At 61.6% G+C, this 15451-nt stretch carries 11 protein-coding genes; 5 read left to right on the top strand and 6 right to left on the bottom strand.

The annotated features are described in order from the left end of the window. Positions 1 to 40 precede the first annotated feature (40 nt). Both hfq and hflX read left to right on the top strand, forming a co-directional pair. Complete coding sequence (gene hfq, locus SM763_RS00480; RefSeq protein ID WP_008204623.1) at positions 41 to 280, top strand: RNA chaperone Hfq; 240 nt, start codon at positions 41 to 43, stop codon at positions 278 to 280. Beyond that, the gene (gene hflX, locus SM763_RS00475; protein WP_368996980.1) at positions 280 to 1551 is read left to right on the top strand and encodes a GTPase HflX; all 1272 of its coding nucleotides are present in this window, start codon (positions 280 to 282) and stop codon (positions 1549 to 1551) included. Before hfq ends, hflX begins: the two co-directional genes overlap by 1 nt. A gap of 39 nt (positions 1552 to 1590) precedes the next feature. Here hflX and SM763_RS00470 read toward each other — a convergent pair whose 3' ends face one another. Next, positions 1591 to 2787 carry a cation:proton antiporter gene (locus SM763_RS00470; RefSeq protein ID WP_274840696.1) on the bottom strand — a complete coding sequence of 399 codons (1197 nt, stop codon included), beginning with the start codon at positions 2785 to 2787 and terminating at the stop codon, positions 1591 to 1593. A 15-nt stretch (positions 2788 to 2802) separates the two neighbouring features. Then, a complete protein-coding gene (locus SM763_RS00465; RefSeq protein ID WP_368996978.1) occupies positions 2803 to 5277 on the bottom strand; it encodes a penicillin acylase family protein in 2475 nt (824 codons plus the stop codon). Positions 5278 to 5360: 83 nt separating this feature from the next. Here SM763_RS00465 and SM763_RS00460 point away from each other — a divergent pair, with 83 nt between their 5' ends. After that, positions 5361 to 6263 carry an NAD(P)-dependent oxidoreductase gene (locus SM763_RS00460; protein ID WP_274832266.1) on the top strand — a complete coding sequence of 301 codons (903 nt, stop codon included), beginning with the start codon at positions 5361 to 5363 and terminating at the stop codon, positions 6261 to 6263. A gap of 100 nt (positions 6264 to 6363) precedes the next feature. Here SM763_RS00460 and SM763_RS00455 read toward each other — a convergent pair whose 3' ends face one another. Together SM763_RS00455 and hemB are read right to left on the bottom strand one after the other, a co-directional pair. After that, entirely contained in the window at positions 6364 to 6939 is a 576-nt protein-coding gene (locus SM763_RS00455; protein WP_347508506.1) for a lipid-binding SYLF domain-containing protein, read from the bottom strand. A 185-nt stretch (positions 6940 to 7124) separates the two neighbouring features. Then, complete coding sequence (hemB, locus tag SM763_RS00450; RefSeq protein ID WP_065270234.1) at positions 7125 to 8123, bottom strand: porphobilinogen synthase; 999 nt, start codon at positions 8121 to 8123, stop codon at positions 7125 to 7127. Positions 8124 to 8292: 169 nt separating this feature from the next. Here hemB and SM763_RS00445 point away from each other — a divergent pair, with 169 nt between their 5' ends. After that, on the top strand, positions 8293 to 8817 hold the full coding sequence (locus SM763_RS00445) for a component of SufBCD complex (RefSeq protein WP_274834088.1): 525 nt from the start codon (positions 8293 to 8295) through the stop codon (positions 8815 to 8817). Positions 8818 to 8871: 54 nt separating this feature from the next. Then, the gene (gene mfd, locus SM763_RS00440; RefSeq protein ID WP_368997496.1) at positions 8872 to 12333 is read left to right on the top strand and encodes a transcription-repair coupling factor; all 3462 of its coding nucleotides are present in this window, start codon (positions 8872 to 8874) and stop codon (positions 12331 to 12333) included. Between the two features lie 27 nt (positions 12334 to 12360). Here mfd and SM763_RS00435 read toward each other — a convergent pair whose 3' ends face one another. Together SM763_RS00435 and SM763_RS00430 are read right to left on the bottom strand one after the other, a co-directional pair. Then, the gene (locus SM763_RS00435; protein ID WP_368996976.1) at positions 12361 to 14031 is read right to left on the bottom strand and encodes a hypothetical protein; all 1671 of its coding nucleotides are present in this window, start codon (positions 14029 to 14031) and stop codon (positions 12361 to 12363) included. Positions 14032 to 14155: 124 nt separating this feature from the next. After that, positions 14156 to 15379, bottom strand: coding sequence for an MFS transporter (locus SM763_RS00430; protein ID WP_274834093.1), 1224 nt, complete (start codon positions 15377 to 15379; stop codon positions 14156 to 14158). Positions 15380 to 15451: the final 72 nt, after the last annotated feature.

Here is a 15451-nt window from a genome sequence, read left to right as displayed (position 1 = left end):
GTCCGCAGCGCGTAGCAAGAAAAAAGGCGAGATAATAATAATGGCTTCGGACAGACAGAATCTTCAGGATGCCTTCCTGAATCACGTTCGCAAAACCAAGGTTCCCGTTACAATTTTTCTGATCAACGGGGTCAAATTGCAGGGGGTTATTACCTGGTTTGATAATTTCTGTGTCCTGCTGCGCCGCGACGGACAGTCGCAGTTGGTCTACAAACACGCAATTTCCACGATCATGCCCGCACAGCCGATCAGCCTTTATGAAGGTGAAGACGCCTCTTGATGGAGCATGACCGGAAGCGCACCCGGGCCTGGGTGCTGCATCCCGAGATCAAGTCGGATCAACACCGGCGCGATCCTGAACCCGCCCTTGCAGAGGCTGTGGCGCTGGCGCAGGCGCTGCCCGATCTCGACGTTGTCGGATCGGATGTGGTGCGTTTGCCCAAGGCTCATGCGGGGATGTTGTTCGGTTCGGGTAAGATCGAAGAACTGGCGCAGAAGCTGAAATCCGAAGAGGTGGAACTGGTCCTTATTGACGGTCCGGTCTCTCCGGTGCAGCAGCGAAATCTGGAAAAGGCCTGGAAGGTCAAGATCCTCGACCGGACCGGGCTGATCCTCGAGATCTTCTCGGATCGGGCGCGCACGCGTGAAGGTGTGCTGCAGGTGGAGATGGCCGCGCTCAGCTACCAGCGGACCCGGCTGGTGCGGGCCTGGACCCACCTGGAACGGCAGCGGGGCGGATTGGGTTTCGTTGGCGGTCCCGGCGAAACCCAGATCGAGGCGGACCGTCGTGCAATTGACGATCAGCTGGTGCGCCTACGCCGCCAGCTCGACAAGGTGGTGAAAACCCGCACGCTGCATCGCGCCGCGCGGGCCAAGGTGCCTTATCCGATTGTCGCGCTTGTCGGCTATACCAACGCCGGTAAATCGACCCTGTTCAATCGCCTGACCGGGGCTGAGGTGATGGCCGAGGATATGCTGTTCGCCACTCTGGATCCGACTATGCGCCGGGTGCTGTTGCCTGATGGTCCAGAGGTGATCCTGTCGGACACGGTGGGCTTTATCTCGGATCTGCCGACCGAGCTGGTCGCGGCCTTCCGTGCGACGCTGGAAGAGGTGCTGGCCGCCGATGTGATCCTGCACGTGCGCGACATCAGCCACGATGAAACCGAGCATCAGGCCCGCGATGTGGCCGCGATCCTGACGTCGCTTGGGGTGGATGAAAACCGCACCCAGATTGAGGTCTGGAACAAGCTCGACAATCTCAGCGAGGAAGAAGCCGACGCCCGCCGACAGCGCGCCGCCCGCGAGGAAGGGATCCACGCGATTTCAGCCGTGACCGGCGAAGGCATCGACGGGCTCTTGGCGGATATCGCGGAAAAACTGCAAGGCACAAAGCATCAAGAGGTGCTCAGCCTTGATTTTTCGCAAGGCAAGCAACGGGCCTGGCTGTTCGCGCAGGATGTTGTCGTCTCCGAAGAGCAGACCGAGAGCGGTTTTGATATCACCGTGCTTTGGACTGCGAAACAACGGGCGCAGTACGACGGGCTATGATCCGTCGTGCTGTACGTCCTTGAAACTCCGAAGTAGCTGCTAGTGAGAATCCGGCGGCGTTGCACCGCTACGCGGTCGTGATTGCAGCGTGAGCGTGGCTGCAGCGACGATTGGCCCGATCAGTTCAAACCCCACCGTGGTTCCAATCGCCAGCGCCATGATCGACGGAGCGAATTCGGGGAACCGCTCGGCCGCGACCAACGCCATGCCGATTGCCACCCCGGCTTGCGGCAGCATCGCGGCGCCGTAATAGGGCCGTTCGGTCGCCGGGGCGTGGGCCAGCATACCGCCGATCCAACCCCCAAAGATGCGCCCCAACACCCGGAGAACCGAATAGCCAAGGCCCGCCATGCCCAGCGTCGCCAGCGCCTCGGGGTCCAGCGTTGCACCGGCGAGTACGAAAAAGATGATCATGAAAGGCCATTCGAAATTGTGGATCTCGTGAAAGGCCCGAGTGTGGTGGCGGGCTAGATTTACGATCACTGCGCCGGCTGTCATGCCTGCGATCAGATAAGACAGCTCCAGCATCAGCGACAGTCCGGCGGTCAGGAAGATCAGGCCGAGCGCCTCGATCCGCAGCGGCTCCCCATCTGACAGCCGTCCGGTCAGCAGCGCACCAGGAATGCCGATGGCGATCCCCAGTCCTATCGATCCGACAACCTCCTGCGTGGCGATGATCAGCGTATCAACACCGTCACCAATACCGCTGATGAGATCAATCATCAGCAATGCGAGGCTGAAGGCGAACAGCCCCCAAGCATCATCAATGGCGACCAAGCCTTTGAGAGTTTGGGTAAATCCCGTATCCTGCCCGGATTGATCGATCACGTCATAGGTGGCTGCGGGATCGGTCGCCGTGGCCAGCGCGCCCAGCAGGATGGCCAGCGTCAGCGGCAGGCCCATGGCCCAAAGCCCGGTTGTGACGGCGACCTGACTGACGATAACGATGGACAGTGACACGACGACAACCACGCGGCCATGCTGGCGCAGGTTGGACATGGACAAGGCGCTGCCCAAGAGAACCGCAACCGCACTGAGCGCCACCACAGCAATCACCGGGTACAGTTCCGTGATGCTGTCCGGCAGCAAACCAAACCCGGAGTGACCGATCAGCAAGCCGCAGCCCAGAAGCAGTGTTACACGGGGCAGGCGCAACCGTCGCCCGATCCGGTCGGCCGCCAACCCGGCAAAGAACAGAAGGCCAAAGATGATCAGAGTGACGGCTTGATCTTCCATCCAGGGGCTCTCTGTCTAGTTCCGGGGCAGGATACGGGTCACACCGACTGCCGCCGCGCGGGCAAGATCCTCGTCCAGAGACATCGGGATATATTCACCCCGGCGCCACAACTGGGCCATGTCGTCATAGTGGCGCGAGAGGAAGTGTCCCGACTGGCCGGTCGAGGTAATAAAGACCGAACTGTCCGGATCGGCAAAATCATAGACGCCGCGGAACCCGGCGGCATGGACATTCTGAAACGGCATCGGGCCTTCGCCAGAGGTGCGCCCGCGCTGCAGGGTGTTGTCGCCGCCGCTGGTGGACTGGCGGATGTTCACAAAGAACCGCAGTACCGGCACCTCGCCCAGAACCTCGTGATCGTGGGTGGCTTGGTGGGCATCGCCCCAGCGCAGCGATTCCAGCGCGGTGCCATAGCGTTCCTCGATCCAGATCAGCGCATCGTCCAGCGCCAGCCGCGCCATGTCGGTACAGGTTTCCCGCGGCGCGCTTTGCCGGACATCGCACCAGGCGGCAGCTCCATCGATGTCGCGGTAGACCCGTTCGATGAACAGCGGGTCCACGTGTTTGTACTCTTCCGTCAGCGGTCCCAGATCATCGGTGATCAGCCGCGCTTGCAGCGCCCGGAGCCAGGCCGCATAGATCAACGGCTCCGGCAGGTGCTCATTCATTTCGCCGTTCCATTCAGACAGCAGGGTCAGCGCGGTGTGACGCTGGCGTTCGCGGCTGCCTTCAGGGGCGGCCTCGCCGGTGAACCACAGGTCTGCCCCGATCAGCGGCAGCAGGGCCCGGGCAGAGTAGGATACCGTATCAAGCTGCGCCTCAATGAAGCTGTCGCGCGTGTGTACTTCGCGGTTCTGCATCAAGCGCCGCCAGCGGTTGATCCGCTGGGTGTCGCCCCAGTCGAAGGAGACATGGTTGGGAAAGGGGCGGTCAAGCAGCTTGTTATTGGTATTGCCCAGGATCCCGCCACGGGGACTGATGAATTCCGGGTTGGCAGCATAGGGCGCGCGGCCTTTCCAAATGTTTTCCCGGCGCCAGCCCTGGCTTGGCAGGCGGCCCTTGCTTTGATGACGTGCATCGCGCTGGGGAATGGCGCCGATGGTCTTGAGGGCAATCGTTTCCTTATCCGCCAGCGTCAGGTTCTGCGAAGGTGCAATATAATCTTCGGCGACACGGATCGCTTCCCGGGCCGAGGCGCTGCGCATCAAAGCGATGGCGGCACTGACCGAGGTATCTTCGCCAGACAAAGCCGTCCAGCCAAGGCTGACCACGTGACCCGGCGGGGTGATGGTGGCCAGAGAGAACATGGACCCCGGAAGAACCGGCCCGTTCTCGGTCCAGCGCAGGGTCAGGGTGACTGGCGGCGCGTCCTTAATGTTGATGATGGACCGGCGGGTAACAAAAGGCATGTAACCCGTTGGACTTAAATATTCTTCGGGATTTTCGGTGTTGATCTTTTCGATGAAGAGATCCTGATCATCCATGTAGGAAGAGGTGATCCCCCAGCCCAAGTCGTTTGAGCGTCCGGTGAGCACGGCAGGCAGCCCTGGGATGGTTCCGCCAATCACGCCGCCGGTTGCCAGTTCCATCCGCGCCAGATACCAGATCCCGGGCGCGCTGAGGCCCAGATGTGGATCATTGGCCAGTAGGGTGCCGCCCGTGGCCGATCGACTGGGATCGGCAGCCCAGGCATTGGACGCTCCGCCAAGGCCGCGCGGCGCGAGCGGAAACAGGCGACTTTCCGGCTCGGGCGAAGAGGCGGCGATGCGCGGTGCATCTGGGAACAGGCTCGCATATTCCGGCAGCGCGGCCGTGCCGGATCCCGGCGCATCGGGCAGGATATCAAACAGGCGTTCCGGATCGGCGAGCGCCAGAGAGGTGCGTGCACGCAGGATTTCCTCGCGCATATGGCCTGACAGTTTCAGCGCCATCAGTTTCATGATCGCGATACTGTCGGCAGGCTGCCATGGGGCTAGCGGCATATTAAACAGGAACATCTCCGGCGCGCCGCGTCCCAGCGCCTCTTCGTTGATCTCCTGCAGGCGGGCATTCACACCAGCGGAATAGGCGGTCAACGCGGCCATGGCTTCGGGTGTCTGAACCGCGACCGATTGTTGTGCCAGCCGGTAAAGATCAAGCCGCCGCACGAAAGTATCGACCTCAATGGTGCGGGTACCAAAGATCTCGGACAGACGTCCCTGCGCGGTGCGCCGCATCACAGCCATCTGCCACAAGCGGTCCTGCGCATGGGCATAGCCGAGGCCGAAAAACACGTCCTCGTCACTGGCGCCGATGCTGCTGAAGATATGCGGCACATTGGCGTTGTCGCGGACAATCTCGACCGGTGCCGTGGGGCCGGGCAGGGCAATCGTCTTGTCATAGTCGGGCAGCGACTGGGAGGCGAAATAGTAGGCCAGGACAACCGCAGCGAGCGACAGCAGAATCAAGGTGGCGGTCAGTCGCATCAGCCAGCGGAACAGGAGTGCCATATAAAGGTTTTTCCCTTTGTTTTCTGTGTTCAGCGGCCTGGCACGATTGCACCCCGCGCCGCCAGTGCTAGGGTAGCGTCAACATATGCCAAGAAAGCACAGGGGAAAAGCACATGGCAAAAGCTGCATTTCTGGGGTTGGGAGTTATGGGCTATCCGATGGCCGGGCACCTGCAATCGGCGGGTCACGAGGTGACGGTCTACAACCGCACCGCCGCCAAGGCCGAGGCCTGGGTCAAGGAGCACGGCGGTGCCAGCGCGCCAACTCCGCGCGAGGCGGCTGCGGGCGCGGAATTCGTGATGTCCTGTGTGGGCAACGATGATGACCTGCGCTCGGTCTGCCTGGGGCCGGATGGCGCCTTTGCCGGGATGGCCAAGGGCGGCGTTTTTGTCGATCACACCACGGTCTCTGCCAGCGTCACGCGGGAGCTGTTCGAGGCGGCTGCCGAGCTGGGCATTTCCTTTGTAGATGCGCCGATTTCCGGCGGTCAGGCGGGGGCCGAGAATGGCGTTCTATCGGTGATGTGCGGTGGTGAAGCGGAGGCCTATGCCCGTGCGGAACCCATCATCGACGCCTATGCCCGTATCTGTCGCCGGATCGGCGACAGCGGTGCCGGCCAGATGACCAAGATGTGCAACCAGATTGCAATCGCCGGGCTGGTGCAGGGGCTCGCGGAATCGCTGCATTTTGCCGAAAAAGCAGGTCTTGATGGCCGCGCCGTGGTCGAGGTGATCAGCCAGGGGGCGGCAGGCAGCTGGCAGATGGCGAACCGCTATGAAACCATGCTGGACGATCATTTCGAACATGGTTTTGCCGTGGATTGGATGCGCAAGGATCTGGGGATTTGTCTGGATGCTGCGGATGAAACCGGCGCCAGCCTGCCGGTGACCGCGCTGGTCGATCAGTTCTACAAGGATGTGCAGAAGATGGGCGGCGGGCGCTGGGATACCTCGTCGCTGTTCAAACGCCTGAAGTCAGCAGGTTAAACAGAGCCCGCAACCATCTGAAATAAAAGGCGCGCCCGGAATGTGGCGCGCCTTTTTTTATCTGCTGCTTCAGCGGTGAAATCAGCTGAGCCGTGTCCGATCAGGGAATGATGCGGGTGTATTTGGTGCCTTCCAGTGTGGCGCCAACACGCAGACCGGCCTGCGCGAAAACGGCCGCCAGGATCGGAGAGGTCAGGGTATTGGTATCGGCCGCGACAGAGTTGCCATCGTCTTTGATCACATATTCGAGATCAGCGCCGGCCGCCCAACCCGAAGAGCGTCGGAACCCGGCCAGGGCGTCGTCCGTCATGAAGAACAGCACATGGGCGTATTGCTGGGCACCGATCTGCAACCCGGCGTTGCCCTTGACCGTGGAATAGTAATCGACCGTTACGCCATTGATGCGCAGCGCGCCGCGCCCATAGGCGCCGCCAATCAGGAAACCGGCCTCGGTGACCAGCGGCATCACCAGCATGCCGGTCGATTTCTCGGCCAGCGTGATGGTGTTGGGGTATTGGCTGTACATCTGGTTGAGGGTGGCATCGACGCGGGCGTCGATGGTGGCGGCATTGTTGTTGCCAACGCCATTGCCACAGGCCGCAACCGCTCCGGTCCCGGCAAGAATGCCAAGAGTGAAGCCGCGGCGCGTCAAGCGGGGGGAAATTTGTCTGCTCATGTGAAGTGTTGCCTGTCACGTTATGGATATAGGCCGGTTGTTCGGCTCTGAGCAGGATCATAGGCGGAAAAAAGCCCGCTGTCATCTACGACAACAGCGCCATAGTCCGCCTGAGCGGCTTCCCGCAGGGCGTTGCTGTGGGGTTGGCAGTGTCGTCGCCGGAAGTGATCCCGGATAGCGGTGGATCAGCCGTTCAGGATCCGTGCGGTTTCAGGCGCGAAATAGGTCAAAATACCGTCACAGCCTGCGCGTTTGAACGCAAGAAGGCTTTCCAGCATGACCTGTTCGCCATTGATCCAGCCATTCTGGGCGGCAGCCTGGATCATCGCGTATTCGCCAGAGACCTGATAGGCGAAGGTGGGCGTGCCAAAGGTGGTTTTGACCCGGTGGCAGATGTCCAGATAGGCAATGCCGGGTTTGACCATGACCATATCGGCGCCTTCCTGCAGGTCACGTTCGACCAGCCGAAGCGCCTCGTCCGAGTTGCCGGGGTCCATCTGATAGGTCTTCTTGTCGCCTTTCAGCGCGCCAGATGCACCGACCGCATCGCGGAACGGGCCGTAAAAGCCAGAGGCGTATTTGGCCGAATAGGACAGGATCGATACGTTGCGGTGGCCGCCCTGTTCCAGGCCGCTGCGCATGGCGGCGATCCGACCGTCCATCATGTCCGACGGACCGATGATGTCCGCACCGGCCTCGGCCTGCGCGAGGGTCATCTTCACCAGTGCCTCGACAGTTTCATCGTTGAGGATCTCACCATCGACGACAAAACCATCGTGACCGTTGATGTTATAGGGATCGAGCGCCACGTCGGTCATCACTGCGATCTCCGGCGCGACCGCCTTGATCGCGCGGATAGCACGGTTGCACAGGTTGTCGGGGTTCCAGGCCTCAGCGCAGTCTTCGGTCTTGAGCGCCGGATCGGTATAGGGAAAGAGGCAGATGGCCGGAATGCCAAGGGCCTGCGCCTCGACTGCCGCTTCGGCGATCTTGTCGACCGAACGGCGCACCACGCCGGGCATGGAGACCACCGGCTCCACGATTCCTTCACCATCGCGCACGAAAACCGGCCAGATCAGATCATCCGTGGTCAGGGTGTTCTCGCGGACCAACCCGCGGATCGCAGGGCTAACACGGGTACGGCGCAGGCGGGCGGCGGGAAAGGGGGCGACGGTCGGCTTCATCGTGGTCTCTCATCTCTCTGTGGCACGCCTGTGGGTCGCATGGAACCGCGCCGTCATGCAAGTGGCACAATCGCCGCGCTTGTGCGCCCCTTGTCTGCGGGGCTTGTGCCGGGGGCTTTGGCGGTGGATATAAGGCGGCGAATGCGAACAGACGGAAGAGGGCACGGGATTGGATCTGTTTCAGACACTGACCGAAATGATCGACCTGCGGTCCTTTTCCAACCTTTGGTACTGGATTGCCCTTGCGGTGATGTGGTCCACGGCCAGTCACTGGATCCTGGGGGTGCCCTTTGACATGGTGCACCGGGCGCGCAAGAACGGCGGCCAGAGCGCCGAGGATCTGGAGGATCTGGTGCGGATCAACGTAAACCGCATGCTCTATGTGGTTCAAATGGCGGGACTTTGGATCCTTGCGATCGCTTGCTTCGTGCTGTCGTCCCTGGCAACCTTGGGCTTTGGTCTTGGCGTGGAATTCGCACAGGCAGTGTTCCTGCTGCTGTTCCCGATGGCTGCGGTGGGGCTGGTCAATCTGGCGACGGCGCGGTCGATCCGGATGAATGAGCCGCAGGGCGATGCGCTCTACCGCAGACTTGCCACCTGCCGCTTTGCGATCCAGATCATCGGCATGATCTCCATTTTTGTCACGGCGATGTGGGGCATGTACCAGAATCTGCGGTTGGGCGTCTTTGGCTGAGCATCACCAGGGACCCAGAGCTGAAGAAACACAATGAAGAGGGAGACGCGCAGCATGGCGCAGCCTGCGATAACCATGGGCGGCGCGCCGGAAGGGTTCGATGCCCGGCTGGTGCTGAAAGAGGTCGAGACGTCCGGCGGTCCGGTTCTTCATGTGGCCCGCGATGACAAGCGGATGGAGGCGATGCGCGCCGCGCTGGCCTTTTTTGCACCGGACATGCCGGTCTTTGTCTTTCCCGGCTGGGATTGTCTGCCCTATGACCGCGTCTCGCCCAACGCCGATATCTCCGCCGCGCGGATGGCGACGCTGGCGGCGCTGGTCCACCAGATGCCTTCGCAGTTCATCCTGCTGACCACGCTCAACGCCGCCAGTCAGCGGGTGCCTGCGCGCGAGGTCCTGCGCGAAGCAGCCTTCAGCGCCCGGGTCGACCACCGGATCGATGAAACGGCGCTGCGTCAGTTCCTGGTCCGCATGGGGTTCACGCAAAGTCCAACAGTGATGGAGCCGGGCGACTACGCAATCCGGGGCGGGATCATCGATATCTTCCCGCCGGGCGACACCGGGCCGGTGCGGCTGGATCTGTTTGGTGACGTGCTGGATGGCGCGCGCCGGTTTGATCCGGTGACCCAGCGGACCACGGAAAAACTGGACCTCATCGAACTGGCGCCGGTCTCCGAAGTGATCCTGGACGACGCCGCCGTGACCCGGTTCCGGCAGAACTACCGCATCGAATTCGGCGCTGCGGGCACTGACGATCCGCTGTACGAGGCGGTCAGCGCGGGCCGAAAGCATCAAGGGATCGAACACTGGCTACCGTTCTTCCATGAGAAGCTGGAAACCCTGTTTGACTACCTGCCGCAGGCCTCGGTCACGCTGGACGATCAGGTTACCGCATCCCGGCTGGCGCGCTGGGACAGTATCGTGGACCAGTATGAGACCCGCAAACTGGCGATGGCCCAAAAGGGGCGGATGGACACGGTATACAAACCAACGCCGCCGGGGCTGCTGTATCTTGACGACAGCGCCTGGGAGGACGCAACCAGTGCACATCGTACCATCCAGCTGCATCCACTGGCGCAGGCCTCTGGCCCCGGTGTGGTGGATGCAGGCGGGCGGATCGGGCGGGATTTCGCGCCCGAGCGTCAATTGGAAAACGTCAGTCTTTTTGGTGCCTTGGCGGCCCATATTCAGGAGCGGATGCAAAAGGGTCCGGTCGTGGTTGCCTCATACTCCGAAGGTGCGCGGGAACGTCTGACCGGGTTGATCGAAGACGAAGGTTTGGCCGAGGCAATCCCGGTCATGGACGGCACCCGGATTGGAAAATCCGGGCTGCATCTGGCGGTCTGGGCGCTGGAACACGGGTTCGAAGCGCCGGACATGACGGTGATCTCCGAGCAGGACGTGCTGGGCGACAGGCTGATCCGCTCGCCCAAGAAACGCCGCAAGGCCGAGAATTTCCTGACCGAGGCGCAATCGCTGTCGCCGGGGGATCTAGTGGTGCATGTCGACCACGGCATCGGTCGCTATCAGGGGATGGAGGTTATCACCGCCGCCGGGGCGGCCCATGAATGCCTGCTGCTGGAATATGCCGAAGCGGCCAAGCTGTACCTGCCGGTCGAGAATATCGAACTCCTCAGCAAATACGGCCACGATGAAGGGCTTCTGGACCGGCTGGGCGGCGGTGCTTGGCAGGCGAAGAAGGCCAAGCTGAAAGAGCGCATTCGGGAGATGGCCGACCGGCTGATCCGGATTGCGGCCGAACGGGCGCTGCGCAAGGCACCGATCATGGATCCGCCGCCGCACGCCTGGGAGGAATTCTCGGCACGTTTTCCCTATCAGGAAACCGACGATCAGCTGCGCGCCATCGAGGACGTGATGGCGGATATGACCTCGGGCCAGCCGATGGACCGGTTGATTTGCGGCGATGTCGGCTTTGGCAAGACCGAGGTCGCGATGCGCGCGGCCTTTGTCGCGGCGATGTCCGGCGTGCAGGTGGCTGTCATCGCGCCGACAACCCTGCTGGCGCGTCAGCACGCGGCCTCGTTCGCAGAACGGTTCCGGGGTTTCCCGTTGGAAGTCAGGCAGTTGTCGCGCTTTGTTACGGCAAAGGACGCTGCCAAAACGCGCGAAGGTATGGCCAAGGGAACGGTCGATATCGTGATTGGCACCCACGCATTGTTGGCCAAGGGGATCAAGTTTCAAAACCTTGGCCTGCTGATCATCGACGAAGAGCAGCATTTCGGTGTCGGCCACAAGGAACGCCTGAAGCAGCTGCGCAGCGACATTCACGTGCTGACCCTGACCGCAACGCCGATCCCGCGGACCCTGCAGCTGAGCCTGACGGGCGTGCGGGATCTATCGATTATCGGCACGCCGCCGGTGGACCGGCTTGCGATCCGCACCTATGTCAGCGAATTCGACGCTGTCACCATCCGCGAAGGGTTGCTGCGGGAACATTATCGCGGCGGACAAAGCTTTTACGTGGTACCGCGGATTTCAGACCTCGCCGAGGTCGAGGAATTCCTCAAGGAGCAACTGCCCGAGCTGACCTATGTGGTTGCGCATGGTCAGATGGCGGCCGGTGAGCTTGATGACCGGATGAATGCCTTCTACGACGGCAAATTCGACATCCTTCTGGCGACAACCATCGTGGAATCGGGCCTCGACATTCCGACGGCAAACACCATGGTGGTGCACCGGGCCGATATGTTCGGCCTGGCGCAGCTTTATCAGATCCGGGGCCGGGTGGGCCGTTCGAAAACCCGTGCCTATGCTTACCTTACCACCAAGCCGCGCGTGCGCCTGACCGCGACGGCTGAAAAACGGCTCAAGGTGCTCGGTTCGCTCGACACTCTGGGCGCCGGATTTACCCTTGCCAGTCAGGACCTTGATATCCGCGGCGCTGGGAACCTGCTGGGCGAGGAACAATCGGGCCAGATGCGCGATGTGGGCTATGAGCTGTACCAATCCATGCTGGAAGAGGCGATTGCCAAGATCAAGGCCGGGGAGTTGGAGGGCCTTTCCGAGGGCGACGATCAATGGGCGCCGCAGATCAATCTGGGCGTGCCGGTGCTGATCCCCGAGGACTACGTGCCCGACCTTGATGTGCGCCTTGGCCTGTATCGCCGTCTCTCAGGCCTCACGACCAAGGTAGAGCTGGAAGGGTTCGCCGCAGAACTGATCGACCGGTTTGGCAAACTGCCGAAAGAGGTAAACACGCTGATGCTGGTGGTGCGGATCAAGGCGATGTGCAAACGCGCGGGCATCGCCAAGCTGGACGCCGGTCCAAAGGGCGCAACCCTGCAGTTCCACAATGACAAATTTGCCTCCCCGCAGGGGCTGGTCGAATTCATCGAGGATCAGAAAGGCCTGGCCAAGGTCAAGGACAACAAGATCGTCGTGCGGCGCGACTGGAAGAAGGACAGCGAGAAGATCAAGGGCGCCTTTGCCATCGCCCGCGACCTGGCCGAAAAGGTGGTCGCGGAGAAGAAAAAAGCCAAGGCAAAGCAGGGCTAGGCCTTCAGCGCGCAGGGATGGTGCGGGTCAGCCGCAACAGTCCTGCGGCGCCATCGCCACCTGCGCGCAGCCGCAGGAGGCCATGATCCCGTCCGAACGCGCCTGCGCCAGATCCAGCTTCTGGCGAATGTGGTGGATTTCCACGGTTTCCCCACGCGCCGCGAGGCAGTCGTGCAACCCTTTGAGGCTCCAGACGTTGTTGGGATGGATCGACGCCCGCGACAGGGTGCCATCCAGCCCCAGATCGGCGCGATAGACGGCCTCGGCCTCGGTCACATGGCCTTGCTCTAGCAGCAGCGCCCCCAACGCGTGGCGGGTGGGCTGCATCCAGCCCCAGGGTTCGTCGTAAGGCAGGTTGTCATCCAGATCGACCGAGCGGCGTAGATGGCCATAGGCGATATCAAAGTTGCCCTTGCGATACTCAATCTCGCCGCGCAGCATTTCCCGCGCGATTTCAAGAAGATCGACAACGCGGTTGTTGTGCATCAGACGGGTTTCCGGCACCCGGTCCTTGGCCGCAAGGAACAGCGCTTCCTCGGCCTCAGCCTCAGCCACGCGGCCCGTCGCAGCATAGCCAAGGGCGCGGGCATAATGGGTAGTGGCTGTCAGAGTGCGGAACAACTCCTGGTCCTCTGGCAGTTCCAGCGCGATCGCCTCGTCCCAACGGCCGAACCGGATCAGGATATGAGGATGCATGGCCATGTAGCTTTCGAAATAATCTGCCATTGGCGGGCTTTCGATCCGCAGCATTTCAATCGGCGTGGTGTCCCACAGCCCCTGATTTGCGCGTAGGGCTGGCTTGATTTGTCCAAGGAAAAGAGCACCATAGATCACGAAGTGATAATCGTGCTGCCGATAGCCGGTGTAGATATTATAGGCGCCTTCGCGTTCGTAGTATTTCAGGTCTGCTTCGATCGCCTTCTGGTTCCAATAGACCACATCCTGATAATTGCCGCAGAGCACGTCGATATGGGTGGGCATATGCACCAGATGCCCGGCATCGGGCACCAGATCGCGCAGCACATCACCCGCCTTCAGCGCCTTTTCCGGGGTCGGCGACATTTCCATCAGGTGCACATAAAGATGCAGCAGGCCGGGATGGGTCATGGCGCCGGGCAGGCTGTCAAAGGCGTCTTCCAGAACCTGTTGCGCTTCTGTCGTCGCGGCGCCTTCTGCCGGAAGGCCGGTTTTCAGATCCCACATGTTCCAGGGTGTGAGGTTCAATAGGCTTTCGACATAGACGCAGCGCAGGTCGAGATTGTTGGGTACCTTGGCAAAGGCCGCGCGCATGCTGTCGGCAAAATCATGGTCCCAGGCGTGCATGTCGTCGACGGGCGTGCGCTGCGGATAGCGGGCGGTCAGCGCTGCGATCAGGGCGCGCTCGGCCGGGGTGCAGACCTCTGCATGGGCCAGAGCGGACTGCGTCGCATCATAGGCTGTCGCCAGCGCCTCGGCCCGGGTCGCGGGGTCGTGCAATTCCCACGGCATGTTGTAGTTGGGGCCGGATGCATAGGCGAGACCCCAATGCGCCATGGCGCAGGCGGGATCTTCGGCCAGCGCGCGGCGAAAACAGGTGGCTGCCTCCTGATGGTTATAGCCATAGGTCCAGATCAGACCGCGATCAAACCACAGCTGCGCCTTGGCGCTGCCGGTGGTCACGGGACAGGAATAGGTCCCGAGATCATAATAGAAATCCATGAAAACACCCCTTCAAGCTTATGAAGAGGTTAGGGTTTTCAGGCTTGCCGGGCAAGCGGCGTGTCCCCGGCGCGACGCGGCAGCAGTGCATTTGCGCAATCTGCTGGCAGGCGGCGGTGCGGGGTTAAACCGCAGGCAGGCGTGCTTCTACTCGCGCCATATGCAGCATGACGAGAAACCCGAGGAAAGCCATGATCAGAATGCCTGCGGTCAGCGGCAGCAGCGATCCGTCGAACAACAGCCCGACCGGTGCGGCGATGGCTGCGGCAACTACTGTGGAGATTGCCCCCATGACCGAGGCAGCCGTACCCGCGATATGGCCCATCGGCTCCATCCCCATGGCGTTGAGATTGCCAAGGGTAACGCCGGCCATGAAGAACACGCTGGTCTGCCAGGTCACAAACAGGCCAAAGGCAACGGAGTTGTCCAGCGGCATGCTTTCCAAGACCAGCATGGCCGATGCCAGACCGATCTGGGAGGCCAGCGCCCAGGTCACCATGCGGCGCATCCCCAGACGCACCACCAGTACGGCATTCAGGAGGCTGCCCGTCCCGGCCACCAGCGCAACGCCGAAGAACCAGTAAGGGAAGCTTTCGGCGCGGTCAAAGACCACATCATAGGCCGGTTGAACCAGGGTGATCATGGTGAACAGCATGCCAAGGCACAGGCATTGGGCGATGATCGACAGGCGGACGGTGGGGTGGGTCACCATCTCCTTCAGTGCTGCAGCCATCAGCGCCGGGCGCACCGGGCGGCGGTCTTGCCGCTCCAGCGTTTCGGGCAGGCGCACGCCCATCCAAAGTGCGATGATGAGAGCAAAGGCCGCAAAGGCAGCAAAGATGCCGCGCCAGCTGGAAAAGGCAATGATGACAGAGCCCAGCATCGGCGCAACCGCCGGAACGAGGGTGAAGATCATCATGGCGATGGAGACAACCCGCGCCATCTCACGGCCCGAATAGAGATCCCGCACCACGGCCATGGCGACAACGCGCGGTCCGGCTGCGCCAAGCCCCATGGTGACCCGCGCCAAAAGCGCCAGTTCCAGGGATTGCGCGGCCCAGGCCGCGGCCGCCGAGATGATATAGAGAATGACGCCGCCAAAAATGACGGGCTTGCGGCCAAAGGCGTCAGAGATCGGGCCGGTAAAAAAGGTGCCGATACCCATGCCCAGAACAAAAGAGGTGATGATCAGCTGTGCCCGATTTATGTTATCGGGGCTGAGCGTTGCGCCAATTTCCGGCAGGGCCGGCAGCATGGCGTCAATGGAAAAGGCGATGGTGGCAAACATCATCGCGATCAAGGCGATAAATTCACCTTTCGACATCGGGTTTGAAACGGATTTTGACATAGATAACCTCATGCGGTGCTTCAGAAGGAACCGGAAATCGGATCCAATCCGGGCGCCGCTGAAAGGCCGCTA

This window comes from Pseudophaeobacter sp. C1-32P7, assembly GCF_041008775.1.
Lineage (GTDB): Bacteria > Pseudomonadota > Alphaproteobacteria > Rhodobacterales > Rhodobacteraceae > Phycobacter > Phycobacter gallaeciensis_A.
This window is presented reverse-complemented; position numbering and strand designations above follow the sequence as displayed.

Excerpts from the sequence above, each read along its gene's own strand:
- hflX (WP_368996980.1), top strand. The coding sequence starts at position 280 with ATGGAGCATGACCGGAAGCGCACCCGGGCCTGGGTGCTGCATCCCGAG.
- SM763_RS00435 (WP_368996976.1), bottom strand. The coding sequence starts at position 14,031 with ATGGATTTCTATTATGATCTCGGGACCTATTCCTGTCCCGTGACCACC.
- hemB (WP_065270234.1), bottom strand. The coding sequence starts at position 8,123 with ATGAAGCCGACCGTCGCCCCCTTTCCCGCCGCCCGCCTGCGCCGTACC.
- SM763_RS00470 (WP_274840696.1), bottom strand. The coding sequence starts at position 2,787 with ATGGAAGATCAAGCCGTCACTCTGATCATCTTTGGCCTTCTGTTCTTT.
- SM763_RS00430 (WP_274834093.1), bottom strand. The coding sequence starts at position 15,379 with ATGTCAAAATCCGTTTCAAACCCGATGTCGAAAGGTGAATTTATCGCC.
- SM763_RS00465 (WP_368996978.1), bottom strand. The coding sequence starts at position 5,277 with ATGGCACTCCTGTTCCGCTGGCTGATGCGACTGACCGCCACCTTGATT.
- mfd (WP_368997496.1), top strand. The coding sequence starts at position 8,872 with ATGGCGCAGCCTGCGATAACCATGGGCGGCGCGCCGGAAGGGTTCGAT.
- SM763_RS00455 (WP_347508506.1), bottom strand. The coding sequence starts at position 6,939 with ATGAGCAGACAAATTTCCCCCCGCTTGACGCGCCGCGGCTTCACTCTT.
- hfq (WP_008204623.1), top strand. The coding sequence starts at position 41 with ATGGCTTCGGACAGACAGAATCTTCAGGATGCCTTCCTGAATCACGTT.